At 70.5% G+C, this 25,166-nt stretch carries 21 protein-coding genes; 9 read left to right on the top strand and 12 right to left on the bottom strand.

Annotated features, from left to right (window positions below):
- The first annotated feature begins 92 nt into the window (after positions 1-92).
- Positions 93-1,385 carry a glycosyltransferase family 2 protein gene (locus tag QE410_RS06540; RefSeq protein WP_307329516.1) on the top strand — a complete coding sequence of 431 codons (1,293 nt, stop codon included), beginning with the start codon at positions 93-95 and terminating at the stop codon, positions 1,383-1,385.
- Positions 1,386-1,409: 24 nt separating this feature from the next.
- On the opposite strand, the gene QE410_RS06545 is transcribed toward QE410_RS06540, so the two are convergent.
- From QE410_RS06545 to tkt, 7 genes are all read right to left on the bottom strand, one after another.
- Positions 1,410-3,941, bottom strand: coding sequence for a helix-turn-helix transcriptional regulator (locus QE410_RS06545; protein WP_307329518.1), 2,532 nt, complete (start codon positions 3,939-3,941; stop codon positions 1,410-1,412).
- A 180-nt stretch (positions 3,942-4,121) separates the two neighbouring features.
- A complete protein-coding gene (gene pgl, locus QE410_RS06550) occupies positions 4,122-4,913 on the bottom strand; it encodes a 6-phosphogluconolactonase (RefSeq protein WP_307329520.1) in 792 nt (263 codons plus the stop codon).
- The gene (locus QE410_RS06555) at positions 4,910-5,857 is read right to left on the bottom strand and encodes a glucose-6-phosphate dehydrogenase assembly protein OpcA (RefSeq protein WP_307329523.1); all 948 of its coding nucleotides are present in this window, start codon (positions 5,855-5,857) and stop codon (positions 4,910-4,912) included. The genes pgl and QE410_RS06555 overlap by 4 nt, the downstream gene beginning before the upstream one ends.
- Complete coding sequence (zwf, locus tag QE410_RS06560) at positions 5,854-7,404, bottom strand: glucose-6-phosphate dehydrogenase (protein WP_307329526.1); 1,551 nt, start codon at positions 7,402-7,404, stop codon at positions 5,854-5,856. Before zwf ends, QE410_RS06555 begins: the two co-directional genes overlap by 4 nt.
- Before the next feature lie 3 nt (positions 7,405-7,407).
- The gene (locus QE410_RS06565; RefSeq protein ID WP_307329530.1) at positions 7,408-9,033 is read right to left on the bottom strand and encodes a glucose-6-phosphate isomerase; all 1,626 of its coding nucleotides are present in this window, start codon (positions 9,031-9,033) and stop codon (positions 7,408-7,410) included.
- The gene (gene tal / locus QE410_RS06570) at positions 9,030-10,151 is read right to left on the bottom strand and encodes a transaldolase (RefSeq protein ID WP_307329533.1); all 1,122 of its coding nucleotides are present in this window, start codon (positions 10,149-10,151) and stop codon (positions 9,030-9,032) included. Before tal ends, QE410_RS06565 begins: the two co-directional genes overlap by 4 nt.
- Positions 10,152-10,169: 18 nt before the next feature.
- On the bottom strand, positions 10,170-12,269 hold the full coding sequence (tkt, locus tag QE410_RS06575; RefSeq protein WP_307334383.1) for a transketolase: 2,100 nt from the start codon (positions 12,267-12,269) through the stop codon (positions 10,170-10,172).
- A gap of 225 nt (positions 12,270-12,494) precedes the next feature.
- Here tkt and QE410_RS06580 point away from each other — a divergent pair, with 225 nt between their 5' ends.
- Positions 12,495-13,421 carry a heme o synthase gene (locus QE410_RS06580; protein ID WP_307329536.1) on the top strand — a complete coding sequence of 309 codons (927 nt, stop codon included), beginning with the start codon at positions 12,495-12,497 and terminating at the stop codon, positions 13,419-13,421.
- 319 nt (positions 13,422-13,740) lie between these two features.
- On the opposite strand, the gene QE410_RS06585 is transcribed toward QE410_RS06580, so the two are convergent.
- Both QE410_RS06585 and QE410_RS06590 read right to left on the bottom strand, forming a co-directional pair.
- Positions 13,741-14,217 (bottom strand): dinucleotide-utilizing enzyme, encoded by a 477-nt coding sequence (locus QE410_RS06585; RefSeq protein ID WP_307329539.1) that lies wholly within the window; start codon positions 14,215-14,217, stop codon positions 13,741-13,743.
- 193 nt (positions 14,218-14,410) lie between these two features.
- Positions 14,411-15,397, bottom strand: a complete 987-nt coding sequence (locus QE410_RS06590; RefSeq protein ID WP_307329542.1) for a heme A synthase — start codon at positions 15,395-15,397, stop codon at positions 14,411-14,413.
- A gap of 258 nt (positions 15,398-15,655) precedes the next feature.
- Between QE410_RS06590 and sufB the strand changes: the two genes are divergently transcribed.
- From sufB to QE410_RS06625, 7 genes are all read left to right on the top strand, one after another.
- Entirely contained in the window at positions 15,656-17,074 is a 1,419-nt protein-coding gene (gene sufB, locus QE410_RS06595) for a Fe-S cluster assembly protein SufB (protein WP_058233263.1), read from the top strand.
- Positions 17,075-18,268: a Fe-S cluster assembly protein SufD gene (sufD, locus tag QE410_RS06600; RefSeq protein WP_307329546.1), complete on the top strand. Its 1,194-nt coding sequence runs from the start codon at positions 17,075-17,077 to the stop codon at positions 18,266-18,268. It abuts the gene before it with no gap.
- Positions 18,265-18,594, top strand: coding sequence for a non-heme iron oxygenase ferredoxin subunit (locus QE410_RS06605; RefSeq protein ID WP_058233135.1), 330 nt, complete (start codon positions 18,265-18,267; stop codon positions 18,592-18,594). The genes sufD and QE410_RS06605 overlap by 4 nt, the downstream gene beginning before the upstream one ends.
- 38 nt (positions 18,595-18,632) lie before the next feature.
- A complete protein-coding gene (gene sufC, locus QE410_RS06610) occupies positions 18,633-19,403 on the top strand; it encodes a Fe-S cluster assembly ATPase SufC (protein ID WP_307329552.1) in 771 nt (256 codons plus the stop codon).
- Between the two features lie 9 nt (positions 19,404-19,412).
- Complete coding sequence (locus tag QE410_RS06615; protein ID WP_013586729.1) at positions 19,413-19,742, top strand: metal-sulfur cluster assembly factor; 330 nt, start codon at positions 19,413-19,415, stop codon at positions 19,740-19,742.
- A 179-nt stretch (positions 19,743-19,921) separates the two neighbouring features.
- The gene (locus tag QE410_RS06620; RefSeq protein WP_307329555.1) at positions 19,922-21,145 is read left to right on the top strand and encodes a MalY/PatB family protein; all 1,224 of its coding nucleotides are present in this window, start codon (positions 19,922-19,924) and stop codon (positions 21,143-21,145) included.
- Positions 21,146-21,160: 15 nt separating this feature from the next.
- Complete coding sequence (locus tag QE410_RS06625; RefSeq protein ID WP_307329558.1) at positions 21,161-22,090, top strand: siderophore-interacting protein; 930 nt, start codon at positions 21,161-21,163, stop codon at positions 22,088-22,090.
- Positions 22,091-22,225: 135 nt separating this feature from the next.
- On the opposite strand, the gene QE410_RS06630 is transcribed toward QE410_RS06625, so the two are convergent.
- The 3 genes from QE410_RS06630 to QE410_RS06640 are packed head-to-tail and all read right to left on the bottom strand — an operon-like array spanning position 22,226 to position 25,163.
- Complete coding sequence (locus tag QE410_RS06630; RefSeq protein WP_307329560.1) at positions 22,226-23,062, bottom strand: ABC transporter ATP-binding protein; 837 nt, start codon at positions 23,060-23,062, stop codon at positions 22,226-22,228.
- Positions 23,059-24,120 (bottom strand): iron chelate uptake ABC transporter family permease subunit, encoded by a 1,062-nt coding sequence (locus QE410_RS06635; protein WP_307329563.1) that lies wholly within the window; start codon positions 24,118-24,120, stop codon positions 23,059-23,061. Before QE410_RS06635 ends, QE410_RS06630 begins: the two co-directional genes overlap by 4 nt.
- Positions 24,117-25,163 carry an iron ABC transporter permease gene (locus QE410_RS06640; RefSeq protein WP_307329566.1) on the bottom strand — a complete coding sequence of 349 codons (1,047 nt, stop codon included), beginning with the start codon at positions 25,161-25,163 and terminating at the stop codon, positions 24,117-24,119. Before QE410_RS06640 ends, QE410_RS06635 begins: the two co-directional genes overlap by 4 nt.
- Between the last annotated feature and the right edge of the window lie 3 nt (positions 25,164-25,166).

The following is a 25,166-nucleotide window of genomic DNA, read 5'->3' on the forward strand; positions in this document are numbered from 1 at the left end:
GATGCCATGACCCACACCGCCGAGGGGACGCCGGCGTTTTGTCCGTCGCCCGCGCCGGTCGTCGCGTCGCGGCTTCAGCGGGGCGGGGGCGCGTGAGCACGCTCGCCGCGCTCCTTGTCGCGGCCTGCACCATCGGCGTCTCCACCCTCGTGTGGGGGGCGGTGGCGCTGTGCCGCCTCGCCGCCGCGGGACGCAAGGACTCGGGGCTGCTGACGCCGTCGATGTACTTCCGGCCGGAGGAGGTCGCGGTGCTGATTGCCGCCCACGACGAGCAGCTCGTCATCGCCGACGCCGTTCGCGCCGCCCGCGCCCTCGTGCCCGCGCAGAACGTCTTCGTGGTGTCGGACGGCTCCCACGACGACACCGTGGGTCGGGCGCGCGAGGCCGGGGCCACGGCGTGGGATCTCGTGCCCAACCGCGGCAAGGCCGGTGCCATCCGCGCGGGCCTCGCGCACTTCCGCATCCCGGATCGCTTTCCGCTCCTGCTGCTGCTCGATGCCGACTCGCGGCCGCGGCCGGACTACCTGCGCACGGGCCTGCCCCTGTTCACCGACGACGAGGTCGTGGCCGTGGCCGGCCGCGCGACGACCGCGACGGATGCCATGGCGGGCGGCATGGGGCGGTTCTTGACGTCGTACCGCGAGCGCACCTACGTCTTTACGCAGTACGTGCACAAGTTCGGTCAGGCCGCGCGTGCCGCTGACGCGGTGGCCATCGTGCCCGGGTTCGCCAGCATGTATCGCACCGACGTCCTCGACCGCATCGACATCGATGCCCCGGGTCTGTCGATCGAGGACTTCAACATGACCTTCGAGGTGCACGCCAAGAGGCTGGGGCGCATCGCCTTCCGTCCGGACTGCGCCGTCGCCGAGACCCAGGATCCGGCGATCTTCCGCGACTACTCCGCGCAGATGCGGCGGTGGAGTCTCGGTTTCTGGCAGACCGTCCGCCGCCACGGTCCGCGGCGCGGGCTGTTCTGGTCGTCGGTGGGTGTGTTCGCCCTCGAAACCGTCGTGTCGAGTCTCGTGCTCGCCGCGATCCTGCCCATGCTGCTGCTCGGGGCGATAGCGGCGTCGGCGAGTGTCGTGCTGTCGGGTGAGGCGGCGGCGACGGCGGCAGCGGTCGCCGCGTTCCTGCCCGTCATCCCCCTCGCCGCCGGGTTCCTGGCGGCGGACGCGGCGATGACGGTGTTCGTGTGCGCGGTGTCGCGCACGCGTCCGCATGTCTGGATGCTGCTCTACCCGCTCATGCGGGTATGGGATGCCGTGCTGTGCCTGCGCGCGCTGCTCGCGGCGCTCGGACGTCCCTCCGACGGGCGGTGGCGGAGCCCCGATCGACGCGCGGCGCTGTCCCACGCCCCGCTCTCCGCCGTCGACGGCCGGTGAGGCCGGGCGCCCGGCATCCGGATTCTAGGAGCGCGTCGCGCCGTGCAGGAGGGCGACCAGCTGCACGCGCGAATTCACGCCCAGTTTGCGATAGATGCCGGTCAGGCGCAGCTCCACGGTGCGCAGCGAGATGAACAGGGATGCCGCGATCTCCCGGTTGCGCAGGCCGCGGCCCACGAGAGCGACGACCTCGCGCTCTTGCGAGGTGAGGGTGCGGCTCCTCTCGTTCGTGCCCGAGGGCGGGGTAGGGAGCGGGGGATCGCTCGACGGAAGGCACCTTTCGCGTGCCGCCGCCAGCCGGACGCGCTCGTACGGCGCGTCGTCGGTGCGCAGGATCGCCTCCGCCGCCCGGAACGCGGCGGCCCCGTCGGCGTCGCTGCGGCACACGGCCCGCGAGCGGGCGACGGCGATGGTGGTCCACCGGCGGGGACTGCGCGCCGACGCCGCTTCGAGATGGGCCAGCTCGACGCGTGCCTCGGTGCGCAGGCCGCTCAGCCAGAGCGCTTCGACGAGGTCGGCGTCGGCGCGCAGGAACGAGGGGTCGTCGACGGGAACCGCTTCCTTGGCGGTGCGGAGGGCGGTGACGGCATCGTCGAAACGCCCCTCGGCCAGCGCCGTTCCGCCTTCGATGACGGCGAACCACGGCAGCAGCGTCGGGGTCCCCTCGCGCCGACACAGGTCGCGTCCCTGTCGAACGAGGTCGGCCGCGCCCGGACCGACGGGATCGAGCGCGGCGGCACTCGCCAGCACGAGGATGTTCGCCACATCGGGCGCGCGGCCGGGAAACCACTCCCGCCGCCAGTCCGCGACGGCTTCGCGCGCCGCGGCCGGATCGCCGCCGCGCACCTCCGTCGTCACGAGCAGGCACCCCACCTGGTCACGCCAGAACGGCGCGAGCCGCGGCGTCTGATCGAGGAGCACGCGGATACGTCGGCGGACGAGGGCGTACTCCTCGCGCATGATCCCGACACTCAGTTCGATGAGGGTCTGCTCCAGGGAGGCCGGAGGAGCGGCCGCTGCGGAGCCGACCCCGGTGTCCACGGTCACGGGGAGGACGACGTCGGCCCCCACCTCTTCGAGGAGCCGCGCGACCAGCGCGCTCTCGACCGAGGCCAGACCCCTCTCGACCGCGATCTCGAGCAGCGTCCGCGCTCGGGCGGCCTCCCCGCGCCAGAGGTGCAGTCGCGCGCTCTCGCACAGCAGGCGTTCCACGGCACGGGGATCGTCGAGCTCGGCGGCGACGTCGAGCATGGCGTCGTCGACGACGTGATCGGTGGCCGCGGTCGCCCGGAGCCACGCGAGCGCGGCACGTGCACGCACGGCGGGCTCGCTCGATGTCCCGGCTCGCCGGAGGTAGAACCGCGCCCGCACGTCGTCGCCCTGGAGCACGAGCGCCTCGCCGAGGTCGACGAGCAGACGGCAGCGCGCTGCGGCGTCGAGTGGGCCGGCCAGCGCGCGTTCGGCGAACTCGACCGCCGTCGACGGCTCTCCCGTCTGGGCGAGGTCGACCGCGGCGACGAGCAGACGCTCGCGGTCGATGCCGGGGTCGGCGAAGCTCTCGTGCCAGAGCACGGTCGCCGGGTAGGCGCCCGCGTGTTCGGTGGCGGCGCGCGCGTGCAGCCGGTGTCGCTCGTCCGCGCTCAAAGCGCTCAGGTGTCGGAGACGGCGTGCGGGATCCGCGATGCGTGCGAGTTCGCCGTGGACGTCGACGAGGCCGTCGTCGATGAGCGCGTCGACCTCGACGCCGAGGGCCGCGGCCGCCCCGCGCAGGCGGTCATGGCCGAACACGGGAGCCACCGACAGCAGATCCATGACCGCGGCGACCGCGGGGTCGCGCACGAGCGTGTCTCCGGCGCCGCGTCGGCCGGCCGCGTCGTCCGCCAGGCGCAGCGGGAAGGGGAGAGGGACATCGCCCACCGTCTCGCGGGGCGTGAGGCGCACGCGGGCGAGAAGCCCGGGGTGCCCGCCCGTGCTCGCCACGACGTTACGGAGGACGGCGGGGGCGGCATGCGTGCCCAGCACCGCACGGGCGAGCTCGAGGGACTCCTCCACGCCCAGCCGGCCGATGACCTCCCGCCGCATCCCGGCGAAATCGGATCGCCCGCCCAGCGGCCCCGAGGTCGCGATCACGTGCAGACCCGTGCCGCGGAGTCGACCGAGGACGTACGAGAGCACGGTGACACTCGCGCCGTCCAGCTGGTCGATGTCATCGACGACGACGACATCGGGTTCTTCGCGCACGAGCTGGAGCGTGCGGCTGAGGTGTTCCGCGAGAAGGTGCTCGGGCCAATCCCCGCCGCGATCCAGAAGAGCGTCGACGGCCGCTCGGCGTTCTCCGCCGAGGCCCGCCGCCACGGCGGACAACCCCGAATAGGGCCACATGCGCTCGCTCGGGCTGGCCACCACCACGACGGCATCGTGGCCGGCGGCGATGTGGCCGGCCAGCGCCGACTTCCCCACACCCGGTTCGCCGGTGAACAGGCAGGCACCACCGCCCGCGGACCCGATCAGCTCGTCGGCGATCCGGTTCTCGCGCGCGCGACCAAAAAATGGCATCCGGACGCTCCCTCGTGCGTCGGCCGGAGCAGGGATACGGATCCCCTCCCGGGCAGATGCCCCCCGTCGCCAGGCTAAGCGGCGGTGTCCGCGCAGGCAAGGGTGCTTCTCCCCTCGGGCGGAGGCGAAAGAAGGGGGCCCGGATGCCGTCGGCATCCGGGCCCCCTAGGGGTCCCTCGCTCAGTACTCGCGGTCGATGAGCTGCGGCGGCACCTGATCGGCGGCGACCTCGTCGACGAAGAAGGCCGTACGACGGCGCCCCTTCGCGCCCGCGGCGGGGACGCTCTGGTAGCTCGCTCCGGCCAGGGCGAGGCCGAGGGCGGCGGCCTTGTCGGCGCCGGCGATGACCATCCACACCCGCTTGGAGCTGTTGATCACGGGCCGTGTCAACGACACCCGGTCGCTCGGCGGCTTCGGCGACTCGCGCACCGGCACGGTCGCCCGGTCGGTCACCGAGATCTCGGGACGATCGGGGAACAGCGAGGCGATGTGCGCGTCGGGACCGACACCCAGGAAGCAGATGTCGAACGACGGCCAGGGACCCGTCTCGCTGCGGTCCGACGGCGCGAACTGCGCGAGCTCGTCGGCGTACGCGATCGCCGCGGCATCCAGGTCGACCCCGTCGTCGCTCGAGGCGACGGAGTGGATGTTCGCGGCGGGAACCGCGAGGTGGTCGAGGAACGCCTCGCGCGCCTGCTTCTCGTTGCGGTCGTCACTGTCGCGCGGCACGAACCGTTCGTCGCCGAACCAGAAGTGCACGAGCGACCAGTCGATGTCGGCGACGCGCTCGTCGCGCGCGGCCGCCCGCAGCACCGCCCCGCCCATCGTGCCGCCGGTGAGGCAGATGTGCATGCGCTTTCCCTCGGCGACGCGCTTGACGATGCGATTCACGAATCGCGTCGCCACGTACTCGGCCAGCGTGTCGGCGTCGGGCTTGATGATGACGCGCTTGGCCGCGCCGCCGTCGGTCACGACCCGCTCTTCTCGCGCGCCGCATGCAGCAGGTCGTGCCCGGCGGTGATGACGCGACCGTAGAGCAGGTCGGGGTCGAGTCGGCGCAGTTCCTCGGCCAGGCACTCGCGCAGCGTCCGCCGCGGGAAGGCGAGGTCGTGCGTGGGCTGGCCGGGCTGGCTGAGGATCGCCACCCCCGCCTCCGGACGCTCGAGCAGCGTGTCGCCGCTCGCGCGCGTGAGGCGCACCGACTTGATGCCGCTGGCCCACTCCTCGGCGGGGAGGTAGGCGTAGTCGACCGGGGCGTCGAGCTTCATCCCGAGCCAGGCGGCGAGCAGCGCCGTCGACGGGGAGTCCGATGCGCCGCGCACCTCGATGGCGGTGACGGGCTCGTACGGCGGCTGGTCGAGAACCGCCGCGAGCTGCTCGCGCCAGCGGGTGACGCGCGTCCATGCGAAGTCCGTGTCGCCGGGGGCGTAGTGCTCCCCGAGCTCGGCGACCCACGCGGCCGGGTCGGCCTGGGAGGAGGCGTCGGTGATGCGGCGCTGGGCGATGCGCCCGATGGCCGAGCGCGCCGGGTCGGCGGGAGCCTCGGCGGGCCACCACGCGACGACGGGGGCGTCGGGCAGCAGTAGCCCCGTGACGAGGCTCTCCGCATTGGAGCCGGCGGCACCGTGGGCGCGCAGCACCACGACCTCACTCGCGCCGGCGTCGCCGCCCACACGGATCTGCGCGTCGAGGCGCGGCTCTTCGTCCTCGTCGCCGAACAGCACGGCGATGACGCGCATCGGGTGCTCGCGCGAGGCGTCGTTCGCGGCCTCGATGACCTCTTCTTCGGCGCCGTGGTGCGTGACGATGATGAGCGTCAGCACGCGCCCGAGGGCGACGGCACCGCCCTCTTCGCGGACGCTGACGAGCTTCTTCGAGATCGCGCTGACGGTGGTGTCGGGCAGGTCGATGATCACGGGCGCCTCCACGTGCGGCCATCGCGGGCCAGGAGCTCGTCGGCGGATGCCGGCCCCCACGACCCGGGCGAATACTGTTCCAACGGACCGCCCTCGGCGGCCCAGAACTCCTCGATCGGGTCGAGGATCTTCCAGCTGAGCTCGACCTCTTCGTGCCGCGGGAACAGCGGCGGGTCGCCGAGCAGCACATCGAGGATGAGGCGCTCGTAGGCCTCGGGGCTGGCCTCGGTGAAGGCGTGCCCGTAGCCGAAGTCCATGGTCACATCGCGCACCTGGGTGCCGTCGCCGGGGACCTTCGAGCCGAAGCGGATCGTCACGCCCTCGTCGGGCTGCACGCGGATGACCAGCGCGTTCTGCCCCAGCTCCTGCGTCTGGCTCTGCGAGAACAGCTGCTGCGGCGCGCGCTTGAACACCACGGCCACCTCGGTGACGCGGCGCCCGAGGCGCTTTCCGCTGCGCACGTAGAAGGGCACGCCCGACCAGCGGCGCGTGTTGATCTCGAGCTTGATCGCCGCGTACGTCTCGGTGACCGATTCGGGATTCATGCCGTCTTCTTCGAGGAAGCCCAGCACCTCCTCGCCACCCTGCCAGCCGCCGGCGTACTGACCACGAGCAGTCGCCTCGGCGAGGTTCTCGGGCAGGCGCACCGCGGCGAGCACCTTCTCTTTCTCGGCGCGCAGGTCGGCGGCGTTGAAGCTGATGGGCTCTTCCATCGCCGTGAGCGCGAGCAGCTGCAGCAGGTGGTTCTGGATGACGTCGCGCGCCGCGCCGATGCCGTCGTAGTAGCCCGCGCGACCGCCCACGCCGATGTCTTCGGCCATCGTGATCTGCACGTGGTCGACGTAGTTGCGGTTCCAGATGGGCTCGTACAGCTCGTTCGCGAAGCGCAGCGCCAGGATGTTCTGCACCGTCTCTTTGCCGAGGTAGTGGTCGATGCGGAAGATCGAGTCGGCGGGGAACGCGCTCTCGACGACCTCGTTCAGCTCGCGGGCCGAGGCGAGGTCGTGGCCGAAGGGCTTCTCGATGACCACGCGGCGCCAGCCGGTCGTGTCCTCGGACGAGTCGCCGACGAGCCCCGACGCCTTGAGCTGAGTCGTGACGAGCGGGAAGGCCTTGGGCGGGATCGACAGGTAGTACGCGTGGTTGCCCATCGTGCCGCGCTCGGTGTCGAGCTTGTCGACCGTGTCGCGCAGACGCTGGAAGGCCTCGGGATCGTCGAACTCGCCCTGAACGAAGCGAATGCCCTGCAGCAGCTCCTTCCACGTCTCCTCCCGGAATTCGGTGCGCGCGTACTTCTTGACCGAGTCGTACACGACCTCGGCGAAGTCCTGGTCCTCCCAGTCGCGGCGCGCGAAGCCGACCAGGGCGAACCCCGGGGGCAGAAGGCCGCGGTTGGCGAGGTCATAGACCGCCGGCATGAGCTTTTTGCGCGAGAGGTCGCCGGTGACGCCGAAGATCACGAGGGCGCTGGGCCCCGCGATCCGGCTCAAACGGCGATCCTCGGGATCGCGCAGGGGATTGTGACCCGGTGTGATCTTTACGACCATGTCTTACTGTGCCGCCTCGAAGAGTGAGAGCACCTCGGCCTGCGGGTCGGTCAGCGTCAGCGTGACGACGGGACGGCCGTGACCGTCCGCCAGCACGCTCGCGTCTCCCGCGGCCTGTGCCTGGATGAGTTGTCCGAACGTGAACGGTCGACCGGGGATCTCGAGGTCGACGTCGGTGCGTTCGAGGATTTGGAGGAAGACACCGGTGGCGGGTCCTCCCTTGTGGTACTGGCCCGTGGAGTGCAGGAACCGGGGACCCCAGCCGAAGGTGACGGGGCGACCGGCGTCAGCGGCCACGAGCTCGCGAAGGCCGACGAGCTGCGGGAGCTCGAGGCGGTTCACGTAGGCCTGGATGCCGATGTAGCCATCGGCCGGCACTTGCGCGTACAGCGCCGCGAGGACGCTCGCGACGGTACCGCCGGCCGCCAGAGCCGGGTCGGACACGCGCACCTCGACGCCGTCGGCGACGAACGCCGGGGCGGTGGGGGCGGGCTGCGCGTCGAGGAGACCGCGAGCGGCCTCCTTCGCCGACTCGACGTCGGGCTGGTTGAAGGGGTCGATGCCGAGCAGTCGTCCCGCGATCGCGGTGGCGTACTCCCACACGACGAACTGCGCGCCCAGCGAACCGCTGACCAGCACCTCGTCGGTGTGACGTTCGAACAGGTGGAATGCCTGCGCGTCGTCGACGAACCGCACGATCTGCAGATCGTCGGGCGTCGCTTCGACCTCCGGCGAGACCGGCAGCAGCACGACGGGAAGGATGCCGGAGCCGTCCTTGCCCGTGGACTCGGCGACGAGCTGCTCGATCCAGTCGGGCAGCCCGATGATGTGCGTGCCGTCGGTGATCAGGCCGAGCTTGTCACGACGCCGAGCGCCCCCGCCGGCGATCGCGGCGGCGAGCACAAGTGCGGGGTTCTCGGGCGAATCGATCGCGACCTCGAGCAGGGTGGCATCCGCCTCGTCGAGGAGCTCGTCGATGTCGACGCCCGCGAGCCCCGTCGGGACCAGGCCGAAGGCGGTGAGCGCCGAGTAGCGGCCACCCACGTCGGGGTCGGCCGTGAAGACGCGGTAGCCGTCGGCACGCGCCGACGCCTCGAGCGGCGAGCCGGGGTCGGTCACGACGACGATGCGCTCGGTGGGATCGATGCCGAGATCGCGGAACGCGGCCTCGAAGGCGCGCTTCGCGGAATCGGTTTCGATGGTCGAACCGGACTTGCTCGACACCACCAGCACGGTCCGCGCGAGCCCGCCGGTCTCGGCGTCGCCGTCGATCGCGGCGAGCACCTGGCCGGGGGCGGTGGAGTCGAGGATGACCAGCGGCACGCCGGCCGTCTGCGCGATGACCTCGGGCGCGAGCGACGAGCCGCCCATCCCCGCGAGAACGACGCGGGTCACGCCCTGCGCGACGAGCTCGTCGCGCAGGGCGGTGATCTCGGGCACGAGCGGGCGCGAGACGGAGACCGCCCGCACCCACCCGAGACGACGAGACGCTTCGTCTTCCGCGGCCGGGCCCCACAGGCTCGCATCGCCGGCGGTGATGCCCGACGCGATCAGCGAGCCGGTCAGGCCCGGCAGCTCGGCCTGAACGACCGAGCCGACGCGACCCGTGACCTTGACCGCGAAGCTCACTTCGCGGCCTGGGCGCTTCCGGCTTCGAGGGCGGTCTTGACCGTGTCCTGCAGTTCGTGCCACGAGGCGATGAACTTCTCGACACCCTCGTCTTCGAGCGTCTGCGTCGCGTCGGCGACGTCGACGCCCGCGGCGGCGAGACGGTCGAACACCTCGTGGGCCTCGGCGTAGGCGCCGGTCACGGTGTCACCCGTGATGACACCGTGGTCGAAGGTCGCTTCGAGGGTCTTCTCGGGCATCGTGTTGACGGTGCCGGGGGCGACGAGCTCGGTCACGTAGAGCGTGTCGGGCAGCGCCGGGTCCTTCACACCCGTCGAGGCCCACAGCGGACGCTGGACGGTGGCACCGGCATCCAAGAGCTTCTTCGCGCGGTCCTCGGCGAACTTCTTCTCGAAGAGCTCGTACGCGAGGCGTGCGTTGGCGATGCCGGCCTTGCCCTTGAGCTGGGCGGCCTCGTCGGTGCCGAGGGCGGCGAGACGCTTGTCGATCTCGGTGTCGACGCGCGAGACGAAGAACGAGGCGACCGACTGCAGGGTCGAGATGTCGTGACCGGCGGCCTGCGCCTTCTCGACACCCGCGAGGTACGCGTCGATGACCTCTTCGTAGCGCTCGAGGCTGAAGATCAGCGTGACGTTGACGGAGATGCCGGCACCGATGACCTCGGTGATGGCCGGAAGGCCCGCCTTGGTCGCGGGGATCTTGATCAGCACGTTCTTGCGGTCGACCCGCGCCGACAGGTCTTTCGCCTGTGCAACGGTGCCCTCGGTGTCGTGGGCGAGGTCGGGGGAGACCTCGATCGACACGCGGCCGTCGACACCGTCGGTGGCCTCGAAGACGGGCAGGAAGATGTCGCACGCGTCGCGGACGTCGTCGGTGGTGATCGAGAAGATCGCCTCGTCGACATCGGCGCCGGCGGCGGCGAGTTCCTTGACCTCGCCCTCGTAGGCCTCGCCCTTCGAGAGGGCGCCGGCGAAGATGGTCGGGTTGGTCGTGACGCCCGAGACGTTGCGCGACTCGATGAGCTCGGCGAGGTTGCCGGACTGGATGCGCTGACGCGACAGGTCGTCGAGCCAGATGCTGACGCCTGCGGCGGCGAGGTCTGCGGTGGGAGTGCTCATGTCGTTAATCTCCTCGGATTACTTCTTGGCCGCGGCGAGCGACTCGCGGGCGGCCTCGACGACGGCCTCGGCCGTGATGCCGAACTTCTGGAACAGGGTCTTGTAGTCGGCCGACGCACCGAAGTGGTCGATCGCGACCGAGCGGCCGGCGTCGCCGACGATGCCGGCCCAGCTGAGGGCGGAGCCGGCCTCGACCGACACGCGCGCCTTCACCGACGACGGCAGAACCGACTCGCGGTACGCCTCGTCCTGCTCGGCGAACCACTCGAGCGACGGGGCCGACACCACGCGGGCGTGCACGCCCTCGGCGGCGAGGGTCTCGCGGGCCTGGACGGCCAGCTGCACCTCGGAACCGGTGGCGATGAGGATGACGTCGGGCTCGCCGCCTGCTGCTTCGGCCAGCACGTAGGCGCCCTTGACGGCACCTTCGGCGGAGGCGAACTCGTCACCGGATGCCGCGCCCTCGCCGCGGGCGAAGACGGGGATGTTCTGACGGGTCAGCGCGATACCGGCAGGACCCGCGGTGCGGCGCAGCATCTCGAGCCACACGACACTGGTCTCGTTGGCATCCGCGGGCCGCACGAGGGCGAAGTTCGGGATGGCGCGGAGGGTGGCCAGCTGCTCGATCGGCTGGTGGGTGGGTCCGTCTTCGCCGAGGGCGACGGAGTCGTGCGTCCAGACGAAGATGGTCGGGATGTTCATCAGGGCGGCTAGACGCACCGGCGGGCGCATGTAGTCGCTGAAGATGAGGAACGTGCCGCCGAACGGACGGGTGGGTCCGTGCAGGACGATGCCGTTGAGGATCGCGCCCATCGCGTGCTCGCGGATGCCGAAGTGCAGCACGCGGCCGTAGGGGTCGCCCGACCACTCGTGCGTCGACCACGACGAGGGAATGAAGCTCTTTGCATCCTTGATCGTCGTCAGGTTCGATTCCGCGAGGTCGGCCGAACCGCCCCACAGCTCGGGGAGCGAGGCTGCGAGGGCGTTGATGACCGTGCCGCTCGCCGCACGGGTCGAGACGTCTTTACCGGCCTCGAAGGCGGGAAGGGCATCGGCGATGTCGGCGGGGAGCTCGCGGGCCTGCAGGCGGTCCCACAGCTGCTTGCGCTCGGGGTTCGCGGCGGCCCACGCGTCGAACGTCTCCTGCCAGGCGGCCTTCTCGGCCTCTCCGCGCTCGACGAGCTGACGGGTGTGGGCAATGACGTCGTCGGCGACGGCGAAGTGCTGCTCGGGGTCGAAGCCGAGCACCTCCTTGGTGGCCTTCAGCTCGTCGGCACCCAGAGCGGAGCCGTGGATCTTGCCGGAGTTCTGCTTGCCGGGCGAGGGCCAGCCGATGATCGTCTTGAGGATGATGAGCGAGGGCTTGCTCGTCTCGCCCTTCGCGGCCTCGATGGCGGCGTGGAGCTCGGCGACGTCTTCGACGTACTCGCCGGTCTTCTTCCAGTCGACCGTCTGCACCTGCCAGCCGTAGGACTCGTAGCGCTTCGCCACGTCTTCGGTGAAGGCGACGTTGGTGTCGTCTTCGATGGAGATCTGGTTGGAGTCGTAGATCGCGATGAGGTTGCCGAGCTCCTGGTGGCCGGCGAGCGAGGAGGCCTCGCTCGTCACGCCCTCCTGGAGGTCGCCATCGCCGGCGATCACGTAGACGAAGTGGTCGAACGGGCTCTCACCGGCCGGGGTCTCGGCATCGAAGAGACCGCGCTCGTAGCGGGCGGCGTAGGCGAAGCCGACGGCGGATGCCAGTCCCTGGCCCAGCGGGCCGGTCGTGATCTCGACGCCGTCGGTGTGGCCGTACTCGGGGTGGCCGGGGGTGAGCGATCCCCACGTGCGCAGCGCCTCGAGGTCTTTCAGCTCGAGGCCGAAACCGCCGAGGTAGAGCTGGACGTACTGCGTCAGCGAGGAGTGACCCGCCGACAGGATGAAACGGTCACGACCGGGCCAGTGCGTGTCGGCCGGGTCGTGGCGGAGGACCCGCTGGTACAGCAGGTACGCCGCGGGTGCGAGCGACATCGCGGTTCCGGGGTGGCCGTTGCCCACCTTCTCGACGGCGTCGGCCGCCAGAATGCGAGCGGTGTCCACCGCGCGCCGATCGATGTCATCCCATTCGAAGTCCGACAAAACGGTGCCTCTCTCGATCTGCGCCCGTTCACGGCCGACGTCCGCGCTCACCACCGTAGGAGTGGGAGGGGGGTGGGGGTGTCGTCGCGGGGCGCGCGTTCATCGTCAGCATAGCGAGAACGACGGCGGCTGTTGTGGATCGTGACGGGGGTCGACAGGCGGCCGGGCGTGTGGTGCGGATGCCATAGAATCGGTGAGGATCATTACGCTCTACCCCGGGGGACGATGGACATCTCGACGACGTCGCACGTCATTGCGACGACCGATCGCCGCTCCGTCGGACGCACCGTCCGGGCCTACGTCGCGCTGACCAAGCCCCGCGTCCTCGAGTTGTTGCTGGTCACCACCGTTCCGGTGATGATCCTCGCGCAGGGCGGCCTGCCCGACCTGTGGCTCATCTTCGCGACGGTCATCGGCGGATCGCTGAGCGCCGGTTCGGCGGCGGCGTTCAACATGTACCTCGACCGCGACATCGACGCGCACATGCAGCGCACCGAGAACCGCCCGCTGGTCACCGGCGAGGTCTCGCCGCGCGGTGCCGTCGTCTTCGCGTGGACGCTCGCCGCCGTCTCGACGGTGTGGCTCTGGGCGTTCACCAACCCTCTCGCGGCCGGTCTGTCGGCCGCGGCCATCTTCTTCTACGTCGTGATCTACACGATGATCCTCAAGCGCCGTACCGAGCAGAACATCGTGTGGGGCGGCATCGCGGGCTGCTTCCCGGTGCTCATCGGCTGGTCGGCCGTCACGGGGTCGCTCTCGTGGGCGCCGTTCATCCTGTTCGCGCTCGTCTTCCTGTGGACGCCGCCGCACTACTGGCCGCTGTCGATGAAGTACGCCGCACAGTACGAAGAGGTCGATGTGCCCATGCTGGGCGCGACCCGAAGCGGCTCGCAGGTGGGCCTGCAGGTCATCCTCTACGCGTGGGCGACGGTGGCGTGCTCGCTGCTGCTCATCCCGGTCGCCTCCATGGGCCTCGTCTACAGCGTCTCGGCGCTGGTTTTCGGCGGGTGGTTCATCTACGAGTCGCACCGCCTGTACTCGCGCGCCGTGCGCGGTGGGGAGCCCCGCCCGATGCGTGTGTTCCACGCGTCCATCACGTACCTCACGCTGCTGTTCGTCGCGATCGCCGTCGACCCGCTGCTGCCGTTCTGAGCTGATCCGCGAGCGCCCGTCCCTTCGGGGGCGGGCGCTTTCGCGTGCGGCGTCGTTCCGGGCGGCGACGGGGGTGGGTGCCGTCCAGATCCCGGATGCCACGCGCTGCGGCATCGACGACCGATGTGCCGCGATCCGAGGGCGAGCGTGCGGGTTGCTGCGCGGGGACTCGGGGAGCGGAGGAGATCCCGCGACGGGGGACGGGGTCGCGATATCCCTCGTCCGCTCCGCAAAGCTCCTCCGTCGGGGAGCCGTGGCGAGCGGGAACGCGAAAGCGCCCGCCCCGGTGGGATCGGGGCGGGCGCTTCCACGTACGGGATCAGCGACGCGGGGTGTCGTCTCCCGCGTCGAGCCGGGGCTCGTCGTGGCGCGCGGCGGAGGCGGCCTGCGGCGGGGCCGTCGCGGTCGACGGTGTCTCGACGTCGGCATCCTCGACTGCCAGGGGAGCGGCGGAGGTGTACGGAGCCGGCGCAGGCTCGAGAGCCGTCTCGTCGTCGCTGTTCCAGTCGATGGTCTCGACGGCGACGTCGGGGCGGCGGGTCAGGGCGCTGGCGGCGGCGAGGGCCAGCACGGCCACGATGCCGACGGCACCGGCGCCGAGGACGGCGGCACCGACGACGACCCAGGACTGGCCGACGTAGACCTGCACGACGGTGGCGTTCGGGTCGTTGAGAACCTGCTCCATCGCGTTGATCCCGTTCAGGACGATCGCGAGCCCGCCGATGATGGCGGCCAGGGATGCGACGACGAGCACCCAGAACGGGATGCTGGTCAGCAGACGGGGACGAGTCTTCATGGGGAGTACTCCTTGTCGTTCCGACCCGGGGGAGTCGGACAGCGTCACCCGACGCGGTGGCATCGGGTGGGTCACGGGCGGCGATCACCCGGATCACCAGCCTGTCTCATCCGCCCTCACCGCTCCTAGGGGTCGCCGATGAAAGCCCTATGAGCGTATAAGGGCGTCACACGCCTTCCGGGCGGCGGGGGCGTCAGCCGCGTACCGAGGCCGTTTCGCGCGGAACGACCCGCCCGGTCGCGACGACGGGCCGCTTCAGGCGCAGCACGACCACCGTCATCGTCGCGGCGGCCAGCGCTGCGAGCACCATGTGCGTTCCGACGGCGATCTCGGGCAGGCCGTTGCGGGCCTGATAGAGACCGACGGCGATCTGCACGAGTTCGACGGCCAGCAGCGCGACGGCCCAGCGGCGCACATCGAGACGCAGGCGCCGCGCGAACACGGCGACGACGAGCGTGAGGGCGAACAGCGCGTACCCGGGCCACGCGTGCACGTGCTCGAGCACCTCGGCGTTGAAGCCGTTGCGCACCGACGCCTCGTCGCCGGAGTGGGGTCCCGCGCCCGTGGTGAGCACGCCGAACACGATGGTCAGCGCCAGCACCGCCGTGGTCGCGTGCACGAGACCGGCGAACCACCGGGGGGCGGCGAGCGTGCGGGGCCCCGCCGGCTGGTACATGCGCACGAGGAACGCCGCGCACACCGCGACGAGCGAGACCGAGGCGACGTAGTGGAATCCGACGATGAACGGGTTCAGTCCCGTGAGCACGGTGATGCCGCCGACGACGGCCTGGGCGACGATGCCCAGCAGCACGACCAGCGAGAGCACGAAGAGCACGCGGCGCTCGCGACGCATGCGCCACACCAGCACGACGACGGCCAGGGCGAGGATGCCGACCAGCCCGGTGAGGGTGCGGTTGCCGAACTCGATGATGCCGTGGATGCCCATCTCGGGGGTGTTCACGAGCGAGTCGGGGGTGCAGCGGGGCCAGGTCGGGCAGCCGAGCCCCGATCCGGTCAGACGCACGGCGCCGCCGGTGGCGATGATGAGCACCTCGGCGACGAACGACAGCCAGGCGAACACGCGCACTCGCCGGTCGACGTCGGCGGGCAGCCACGCGATGACGCGCTGCAGGGGCGCCGGAACGCGTGACGGGGCGGTGGGGGACGAGGCGGAGGGCATGCGTGCGGCTTCCTGGCATCGAGGCGGCCCCGGCGTACCCGGCGTGCGGGGGAGCGGTGCTGCCATGCCGGGAGCGGGTGTTGCCTGTAGAATCGAAGGGTCCGGGTGCAGCGCTCACGCGATCCGCACCACAGACAGTCTAGGCGCGCAGCCAGCGCCTTCGAGCGGGCCCACCAGCGACATTCCTGGGACTTCGTCCGGAGTCCGGAATGCCGGGGCGGATGACACCGTTGGAGCCCGAGAAGGAGAGTGATCACCATGTCCGATGTCCTCATCGACCGACCCGAGCTCGAAAGCCTGGGGCAATACGAGTTCGGCTGGCACGACACCGATGCCGCCGGCGCGATCGCGCAGCGCGGGATCAACGAGGACGTCGTGCGCGGCATCTCCTCGTTGAAGTCCGAGCCGGAGTGGATGCTGAAGACGCGCCTCAAGGGCTACCAGCTCTTCGGTCGCAAGCCCATGCCCACGTGGGGCGCCGATCTCAGCGAGATCGACTTCGACAACATCAAATACTTCGTGCGGTCCACCGAGAAGCAGGCGCAGACCTGGGAAGACCTTCCGGAAGAGATCCGCAACACCTACGAGAAGCTCGGCATCCCCGAGGCCGAGCGTCAGCGCCTGGTCGCCGGCGTCGCCGCGCAGTACGAGTCCGAGGTGGTCTACCACCAGATCCGCGAAGACCTCGAGCAGCAGGGTGTCATCTTCATGGACACCGACACGGCGCTGCGCGAGCACCCCGAGTTCTTCGAGGAGTACTTCGGCACCGTCATCCCCGCCGGCGACAACAAGTTCGCGGCGCTGAACACGGCGGTGTGGTCGGGCGGCTCGTTCGTCTACGTCCCGAAGGGCGTGCACGTCGAGATCCCGCTGCAGGCGTACTTCCGCATCAACACCGAGAACATGGGTCAGTTCGAGCGGACCCTGATCATCGCCGACGAAGACAGCTACGTCCACTACATCGAGGGCTGCACCGCCCCGATCTACAAGAGCGACTCGCTGCACTCGGCCGTGGTCGAGATCATCGTGAAGAAGAACGCCCGCGTGCGTTACACGACGATCCAGAACTGGTCGAACAACGTCTACAACCTCGTCACCAAGCGCGCGGTCGCCCACGAGGGCGCCACCATGGAGTGGGTCGACGGCAACATCGGCTCCAAGGTGACGATGAAGTACCCCTCCATCTACCTGATGGGCGAGCACGCCAAGGGCGAGACCCTGTCGGTCGCCTTCGCCGGTCCCGGTCAGCACCAGGACGCCGGCGCGAAGATGATCCACATGGCGCCGTACACGCAGTCGTCGATCGTGTCGAAGTCGATCGCCCGCGGCGGCGGTCGCGCCGGCTACCGCGGCGAGGTGCGAGTGGATGCCAACGCGCACCACTCCGCCAACACGGTGCGCTGCGACGCGCTGCTGGTCGACACCATCTCGCGCAGCGACACGTACCCCGCGATCGACATCCGCGTCGACGACGTGCAGCTCGGCCACGAAGCAACCGTCTCGAAGGTCAGCGAGGAGCAGCTCTTCTACCTGCAGTCGCGCGGCCTGCCTGAAGACGAGGCCATGGCCATGATCGTGCGCGGGTTCATCGAGCCCATCGCGCGTGAACTGCCCATGGAGTACGCGCTCGAACTGAACAAGCTCATCGAGATGGGCATGGAAGGATCCGTAGGCTAAATGTCGACTGCGACGCAGACCCCCGCAGCCGCCGCGGAGGGTCACATCGACCCTGCCGCCCTCGTGGCATCCGTCGTTCCGGTGCAGACGCGCTCGGAGCGGGCGACCTCGTTCGACCCGGCCGATTTCGGCACGCCGACGGGCCGCGAGGTCAACTGGAAGCTCAGCCCGATCGACCGGCTCGCGCCGTTGTTCGCCGATGAGGCCGGACCGACCGGCGTCATGCGCGTCGAGGTCGAGGCACCGGCCGAGGTGCAGCAGTCGCGCCTCGCCGCCGGTGACGCCCCGCGCGGCGAGCACTTCCGTCCCGAAGACCTGACCGCCGCCCTCGCCTGGACGCACGAGAGCGAGGCGCCGTTGCTGCGGATCCCCGCGAACGTCGAACTCGACGCGCCCGTCGTCGTGCGGCTCACCGGCACCGGTGGCCTCGCGCACGCCCATGTCGTGATCGAGGCGCAGCCGAACTCGCGCGGCACCGTCGTGCTGCGACACGAGGGCACGGCCCAGCACGCGCAGAACGTCGAGATCATCGTGCGCGACGGCGCCGACCTCACCGTCGTGTCGGTGCAGAAGTGGGATGACGACGCGATCCACGCCTCCGCCCACCAGGCCCGCGTCGACCGGGACGCGAAGCTGACGCACGTCGTGGTCAGCTTCGGCGGCGGTGTCGTGCGCGTGAATCCGTCGGTCGAGCTGGCGGGTGCCGGGTCGGAGGGGCGCCTGTACGGCCTGTCGTTCTCCGACGCCGGCCAGCACCTCGAGTCGCAGGTGTACCTGCACCACAAGGGACCGCACACGGTCGGCGACGTGCTCTACAAGGGGGCTCTGCAGGGCGCCAGCGCCCGCAGCGTCTGGATCGGCGACGTGCTCATCGGACCGGATGCCACGGGCACCGACTCCTACGAGGCCAACCGCAACCTCGTGCTCACCGACGGTGCCCGCGCCGACTCGATCCCGAACCTCGAGATCGAGACCGGTGACATCCAGGGCGCGGGCCACGCCAGCGCCACGGGTCGTTTCGACGACGAGCAGCTGTTCTACCTGCAGGCCCGCGGCATCGCCGAAGACGAGGCGCGTCGCCTGGTCGTGCTCGGCTTCCTCAGCGAGATCGTCCAGCGGATCGGCATCCCCGAGCTCGAGACCGAGCTGACCGAGGCGATCGAGCGCGAGCTGGCCGAGGGAGCTGCCGCGTGAGCGCCTCCCGCGCCTGCGCGCTGAGCGACCTCGTGCAAGACGAAGCACACCGCGTCGAGATCGACGGCGTCGCGATCGCCGTCGTGCTCGACGGCAACGGCGACGTGCACGCGATCGGCGACGTCTGCACCCACGGCGACATCTCGCTCTCGGACGGCTTCGTCGAGGGCGAGACGCTGGAATGCTGGGCGCACGGCTCGGCGTTCTCGCTCAAGACCGGTCGCCCGCTCAACCTCCCGGCCTTCGAGCCGGTGCCCGTGTACGAGGTCGTGATCGACGGAGACGACGTGCTCATCGATCCGTCCGTCACCAAGGCGACGGCCTGAGCCTCGCCACCACGACCCAGATTTACGTAAGGAAACCCATGTCTGTCCTCGAGATCCGCGACCTCCACGTGACGGTCGAGACGGAGAACGGTACGACCCCGATCCTCAACGGTGTCACGCTGACGCTGCGCACCGGTGAGACCCACGCCATCATGGGCCCCAACGGCTCCGGCAAGTCGACCCTGGCGTACACGATCGCCGGTCACCCCAAGTACACCGTCACGAGCGGCTCGATCATGCTCGACGGCGAAGACGTGCTCGAGATGAGCGTCGACGAGCGCGCCCGTGCGGGTCTCTTCCTGGCGATGCAGTACCCGGTCGAGATCCCCGGCGTCACCGTCACCAACTTCCTGCGCACGGCCAAGACGGCCATCGACGGGGAGGCTCCGGCCATCCGCTCGTGGACGAAGGACGTCAAGGGTGCCATGCAGAACCTGCGCATGGACGCGAAGTTCGCGGCCCGCAACGTCAACGAGGGCTTCTCGGGTGGCGAGAAGAAGCGCCACGAGATCCTGCAGCTCGAACTGCTCGAGCCGAAGATCGCCGTGCTCGACGAGACCGACTCCGGTCTCGACGTCGACGCGCTGAAGATCGTGTCGGAGGGTGTGAACCGCGCCAAGGAGCAGACCGACCTCGGTGTGCTGCTCATCACGCACTACACCCGCATCCTGCGCTACATCCGGCCCGACTTCGTGCACGTCGTCGTCAAGGGCAAGATCGTCGAAGAGGGCGGCCCCGAGCTCGCCGACCGTCTCGAAGAAGAGGGCTACGACCGTTTCCTCGAGGCCGGTACGCCGGTCGACGCGTAAGATCGTTACATGACCGCAACCCTCGCGCCCGAAAAGTACGACGAGGTCACCGAGGCCCTGAAAGACGTCATGGACCCCGAACTGGGGATCAACGTCGTCGATCTGGGACTCATCTACGACCTCGCGTGGGATGACGAGAACGACGCCCTCGTCATCCACATGACCTTGACGTCGGCCGGCTGCCCCCTGACCGATGTGCTCGAAGAGCAGACGGCTCAGGCCCTCGACAACGTCGTGGACCGCTTCCGCATCAACTGGGTGTGGATGCCGCCGTGGGGTCCCGAGCGGATCACCGACGACGGCCGTGACATGATGCGCGCCCTCGGCTTCGCGATCTGAGGCTGAGTCCCGACCGCGGCGGACGAGTGATGTGTGCCCGCGATCTGAGATCGAGTCCCGAACGCCCGTCCCTCCATGGGGCGGGCGTTCGCCTTTTCCGGGTGCGGGGGCCCACGCCCGTGTTTCGCTGTCTGACGCCGTGATTCCGTGGCATCCGCAGCCCTCAATAGGCTTTGCAGATGAGCGTTCCTCCGTTGCAGGCCCTGCCGCTCGAGCTCCTGCGTCAGCGTTCGAGCACGAAGTGGCGCTCGTACGGCGACGACGTCATCCCGATGTTCGTGGCCGAGACCGACTTCGCCCTGGCGCCCGCGATCACCGCGGCGCTGCAGCGCGCCGTCGAGATCGGCGACACCGGATACACCCCGCCGCGGCCGGGGATCGACCTCGACTTCGCCGACTACGCCGAGCGCCTGTGGGGCTGGCGACCCGACACGGCGCGTATCCGCTGGACGGGCGACGTGATGATGGGCGTCGTCGAGGTGCTGCGCGCGGTGACGGCCCCCGGCGATCGGGTCGTCGTCACTCCTCCCGTCTACCCGCCGTTCTACGACACGGTGGAGGAGGCCGGTGCCGTGGTCGAGCGGGTGCCGCTGGTCGACGACGGCGAGCGGTGGTCTCTCGATCTCGACGGCATCGAACGAGCGCTGGCCGACGGCGCGCGGTCGGTACTGCTGTGCAACCCGCACAACCCGACCGGTACGGTGCACTCCCGGGAGTCGCTCGCCGCCCTCGCGCGCCTCGCGCACCGTTACGGTGCCACGGTCGTCAGCGACGAGATCCACGCGCCGCTGACGCATGCGCCCGCCGTGTTCACCCCGTTCCTGGATGCCGCGCCCGAGGCGGCGGCGGTGGGGTACACCGTGACCAGCGCGAGCAAGACCTACAACCTCGCGGGCCTGAAGTGCGCCGTGATCGTGACCGGCTCCGAGGAGACGGCCGCGGTGGTGCGGGCTCTGCCGTGGGAGGTCGAGTGGCGGGCCGGGCTGTTCGGCGTGATCGCCAACCGCGCAGCGTTCGCGCCCGACAGCGACGAGTGGCTCGAGGGGCTGCTGGCGGCCCTCGATCACAACCGCCGGTTGCTGGCCGACCTGTTGGCCGAGCACCTGCCGCTGGCCCGATACCGGACCCCGGATGCCGGCTTCCTCGCCTGGGTCGACGTCTCGGCCTACGGGTGGGGTGACAATCCCGCGCCGTTCATCCGCCGCGAGGCGAAGGTCGCGCTGCACCACGGACCGCTCTTCGGCGAAGAGGGCGTGGGGCACGTGCGCATCAACGTCGGGTGCGACCCGGAGGTGCTGCGCGACGCGGTCGAGCGGATCGGTCGTCTCGCCGTCGCGGCCGGTGCGGACGCGGGCGGATCGCCCATCGTCGAGAGGTCGCTCGTGGCATCCGAAGATAGGTAAGGGTATCCTTATCGAGTGATCACCGCCACGCGCCCCGCCTACCGCCCGTACGTCGCGACGGTGAAGGCCGCGCAGCGGCTGTCGCCGCACTTCGTGCGCGTGACCTTCACGTGCCCCGACTTCGACGTCTTCGGCACCGATCGCCGTGATCAGCGCGTCAAGCTCGTGCTGCCCGGGGCCGATGGGCGCGTCTGCGACATCGGGCAGGACGATCCGGATGCCATCGCGAACGGCGAGTGGTACACCCGGTGGCGCGATCTGCCCGATGAGGAGCGGATGCCGTTCCGCACCTACACCGTGCGACGCATCGATCCCGATGCGCTCGAGCTCGACATCGACTTCGTCGTGCACCACGACGCGGGTCCGGCGGGGTCATGGGCGGAGGCGGCGACGGTCGGCGACCAGCTCGTCGTGGTGGGCCCCGACGCCCGCAGCCCGGAGTCGGCGCAGGGCATCGACTTCCACCCCGGCACGGCGCGTCGCATCCTGCTCGCCGGCGACGAGACCGCGGCTCCGGCGATCTGCGCCGTGCTCGAGGGGCTGGAGCCCGGCCTCGACGTCGACGCGTTCATCGAGGTGCCGACCATCGACGACGCCCTGACGGTGCGCTGCGGCGACGCGCGCGTGCACTGGTTGGCGCGCAGCGACCGCCCCCACGGGGAGGCCCTGATCGAGGCCATCGAGGGGTGGACGACGGCATCCTCCGACGTGCTGGCGCGCGCGGCGGCGCCGCGTCCGCAGGTTCTCGAAGACATCGACCTCGAGGTCGAGCTGCTGTGGGACAGCCCCGACGACGCCGAGGGTGAGTTCTACGCGTGGATCGCGGGGGAGTCCTCGACCGTCAAGCTGCTGCGTCGCATGCTGGTGTCGGGGTGCGGCGTCGACCGCGGCCGCGTGGCCTTCATGGGGTACTGGCGCGCGGGTCAGGTCGAACGGACGGCCTGACACCGGCACCCTGCCCTGGATGACGACAAGCCCCGGCCGCGGCCGGCGCTTGTCGTCGTTACTCGAGCGTGTCAGCGGGTGTGCGCCTGCGCGGTGGCGCTGCGCGTGCGCGGCCGTCTGCACCTCCCGGGCGGGCTATACGTGCGAGACCGTCTCCGCCTGCTCGGGCTCGGTGACGGTGTGGTGGCGGCCGATGGGGATGACCATGGGACGCCCGGTCAGCGGATCCGGTACCACGCGGCTGTCGAGGCCGAAGACGCTTCGCACCGTCTCTTCGGTGAGGACCTCGGCGGGGTCCCCCGCGGCGATCACCTGACCCTGCGCCATGGCGACGAGGTGGTCGGCGTAGCGCGCGGCGAGGTTCAGGTCGTGCAGCACCATGGCGACCGTCGTGCCCCGCTCGCGATTGAGGTCGGTCAGCAGGTCGAGCACGTCGATCTGGTGGCTGATGTCGAGGAACGTGGTGGGCTCGTCGAGCAGCAGCACGTCGGTCTCCTGCGCCAGAGCCATGGCGATCCACACGCGTTGGCGCTGCCCACCGCTCAGCTCGTCGACCGGACGATCGGCCAGGTGCGTGACGTCGGTCGCCTCGAGGGCTCGGGCGACGGCGGTGTCATCGGCGCTCGTCCACCGCGACAGGGCGCCCTGGTGGGGGTGTCGGCCACGGCTGACGAGGTCGGAGACGGCGATGCCGTCGGGGGCGATCGGCGACTGCGGCAGCAGGCCGAGCACGCGTGCGACCTGCTTGGTCGGGAGTCGGTGGATGGCCTTGCCGTCGAGGAGCACCTGACCGGACGACGGGGTGAGCAGCCGCGCCATCGCCTTGAGCAGCGTCGACTTGCCGCACGCGTTGGCGCCGACGATCGTGGTCACCCGGCCGGCGGGGATTCGAAGGTCGAGGGAATCGACGATGGTCCGGTCGCCGTAGCCGAGGGTGACGCCCTCGGCCGCCAGGGAGCGCTCGATGGTCATAGCGTGGTACCTCCGGATCGACTGCTTCGAACGAGCAGGTAGATGAGATAAGGGGCGCCCAGCACGCCCGTGATGACGCCCACCGGCAGTCGCGTGCCGAAGGCGAACTGCGCGCAATAGTCGGCCACGAGCACCAGGAGTGCCCCCACGAGGCCCGCCGGCAGCACGGGGGAGCCGACCGGGCCGAGCAGGCGCACGGCGATGGGGCCGGCGAGGAACGACACGAACGCGATGGGGCCGGCGGCGGCCGTGCCGAAGGCGAGCAGACCGACCGCCGCGACGATCAGCAGCACCCGACTGCGCTCGACGGGGAGGCCGACGGCCGCGGCCGTCTCGTCGCCCATGCGCAGGATTTCGAGACGGTGCGCGAGCACCAGGAGGACGGGTGCGAGCACGATCACGGCACCTGCCACGGGCAGCGCGCGGTCCCAGGTGGCGTCGTTGAGGTTGCCGGTGATCCAGCGCATGGCGGCGGGGAGGTCCCACTCGGCCGCGCGTGAGATGACGTACGAGACGACGGCCTGGCACATGGCGGCGACGCCGATGCCCACGAGGATGAGGCGCGCCCCCGAGCCGCCCTTGCGGTAGGCGAGAAGGTAGATCGACAGGGCGACGGTGAGGGCGGCGGCCATGGCCATGACCGACACGGCGGTCTCGCCGACACCCAGCACGACGATGCCGATCACGGCGGCGGCGCTGGCGCCGGTGTTGATGCCGATGACGTCGGGGCTTGCGAGGGCATTGCGGAGCATCGACTGGAACACGACTCCGCCCATGCCGAAGCACAGGCCCGTCAGCAGGCCCGTGACGGCGCGCGGCAGGCGCAGCTCGCCGACGGTGAAGGACGCACCGGGCACACGCTGACCGATCAGTACGCCCCAGACCTCGGCGGGGGAGTATACGGTCTGGCCGAGCATGAGCGAGAGGACGAAGGCGGTCACGACGGCCGCGGCCAGGATGCCGGTGACCACCGCCCACCGCGTGCGACGGCGGCGGCGCCCTGCCCGCACGAGGGTGGCGGCGTCGACCGCGGGCGTCGGGAGGAGGTCGGTGCTCACAGGGCCCTCATCTTCTGGCGGCGCACGAGGGCGATGAAGAACGGCGCGCCGATCAGAGCGGTGACGATGCCGACCTCGATCTCTTCGGGACGCGCGATGACACGGCCCACGACGTCGGAGACCGTGAGCAGGATGGCGCCGCCGGCCGCGGACACGGGCAGGAGCCAGCGGTGATCGACCCCGACGATGAGCCGGCAGATGTGGGGGACGACGAGACCGACGAAACCGATGGGACCGGCGACGGCGGTGGCCGCGCCGCACAGGATGACGGCTCCCGCCGATGCGGTGAGGCGTGCGGTGCGCACGCGGGCGCCCAGGCCCGCGGCGAGTTCGTCGCCGAGGGCGAGGGTGTTCAAGGCGGAGGCGCTGAGCAGGCAGATCACGAAGCCCACGACGAGGAAGGGAAGCACCTGACCGATCGTGTCGGGGGTAGCGCCTCCGACACCGCCCACCTGCCAGAACCGGAAGACGCTCATCACGTTGATCCGGGGCAGCAGGATGGCGCTGATGAGCGAGCTGAAGGCGACCGCGGTGACCGCGCCCGCCAGCGCGAGCCGCAGAGGGGTCGGGCCCCCGCGGCCGAGGGAACCGATCGCGTAGACGAAGACGGCTGCGGCGCCCGCACCGATCATGCCGGTCCAGATGTAGCCCGAAGCGGAGCTGAGGCCGAAGAACGCGATACCGGTGACGATCGCGAGCGACGCGCCGCCGTTGATGCCGAGGATCTGCGGGTCGGCGAGCGGATTGCGGGTGGCTCCCTGCAGCACGGCCCCGGCGACCGCGAGGGCGGCACCGACGAGCATGGCCAGGATCGTGCGAGGGACGCGCTTGCCGACCGCGGCCGCCGACGCGGTATCGGTCGACCCGGTCAGGCCCGCCCAGATGTCGGCGAACGCGACGTCGCGCGCGCCGAAGGTGACCGAGAGCACTCCGGCGACGAGAAGGGCCGCCACGAGCACGACGAGCCAGAGCACGCGTCGCCGCCCCCGGGCACGCGAGCGCGTGACGCCGGGGGCGGTCGAGGCCGGAGCGAGAACGGTCATCGC

Source organism: Microbacterium sp. SORGH_AS_1204 (assembly GCF_030818935.1).
Classification (GTDB): Bacteria; Actinomycetota; Actinomycetes; order Actinomycetales; family Microbacteriaceae; genus Microbacterium.

Bases quoted from the DNA above. Each gene is read 5' to 3' on its own strand.
- QE410_RS06585 (WP_307329539.1), bottom strand. From the start codon at position 14,217: ATGAAGACTCGTCCCCGTCTGCTGACCAGCATCCCGTTCTGGGTGCTC.
- QE410_RS06545 (WP_307329518.1), bottom strand. From the start codon at position 3,941: ATGCCATTTTTTGGTCGCGCGCGCGAGAACCGGATCGCCGACGAGCTG.
- tal (WP_307329533.1), bottom strand. From the start codon at position 10,151: ATGAGCACTCCCACCGCAGACCTCGCCGCCGCAGGCGTCAGCATCTGG.
- QE410_RS06620 (WP_307329555.1), top strand. From the start codon at position 19,922: ATGAGCGTTCCTCCGTTGCAGGCCCTGCCGCTCGAGCTCCTGCGTCAG.
- QE410_RS06580 (WP_307329536.1), top strand. From the start codon at position 12,495: ATGGACATCTCGACGACGTCGCACGTCATTGCGACGACCGATCGCCGC.
- sufB (WP_058233263.1), top strand. From the start codon at position 15,656: ATGTCCGATGTCCTCATCGACCGACCCGAGCTCGAAAGCCTGGGGCAA.
- sufD (WP_307329546.1), top strand. From the start codon at position 17,075: ATGTCGACTGCGACGCAGACCCCCGCAGCCGCCGCGGAGGGTCACATC.
- zwf (WP_307329526.1), bottom strand. From the start codon at position 7,404: ATGGTCGTAAAGATCACACCGGGTCACAATCCCCTGCGCGATCCCGAG.
- QE410_RS06615 (WP_013586729.1), top strand. From the start codon at position 19,413: ATGACCGCAACCCTCGCGCCCGAAAAGTACGACGAGGTCACCGAGGCC.
- sufC (WP_307329552.1), top strand. From the start codon at position 18,633: ATGTCTGTCCTCGAGATCCGCGACCTCCACGTGACGGTCGAGACGGAG.
- QE410_RS06630 (WP_307329560.1), bottom strand. From the start codon at position 23,062: ATGACCATCGAGCGCTCCCTGGCGGCCGAGGGCGTCACCCTCGGCTAC.
- QE410_RS06640 (WP_307329566.1), bottom strand. From the start codon at position 25,163: ATGACCGTTCTCGCTCCGGCCTCGACCGCCCCCGGCGTCACGCGCTCG.
- QE410_RS06590 (WP_307329542.1), bottom strand. From the start codon at position 15,397: ATGCCCTCCGCCTCGTCCCCCACCGCCCCGTCACGCGTTCCGGCGCCC.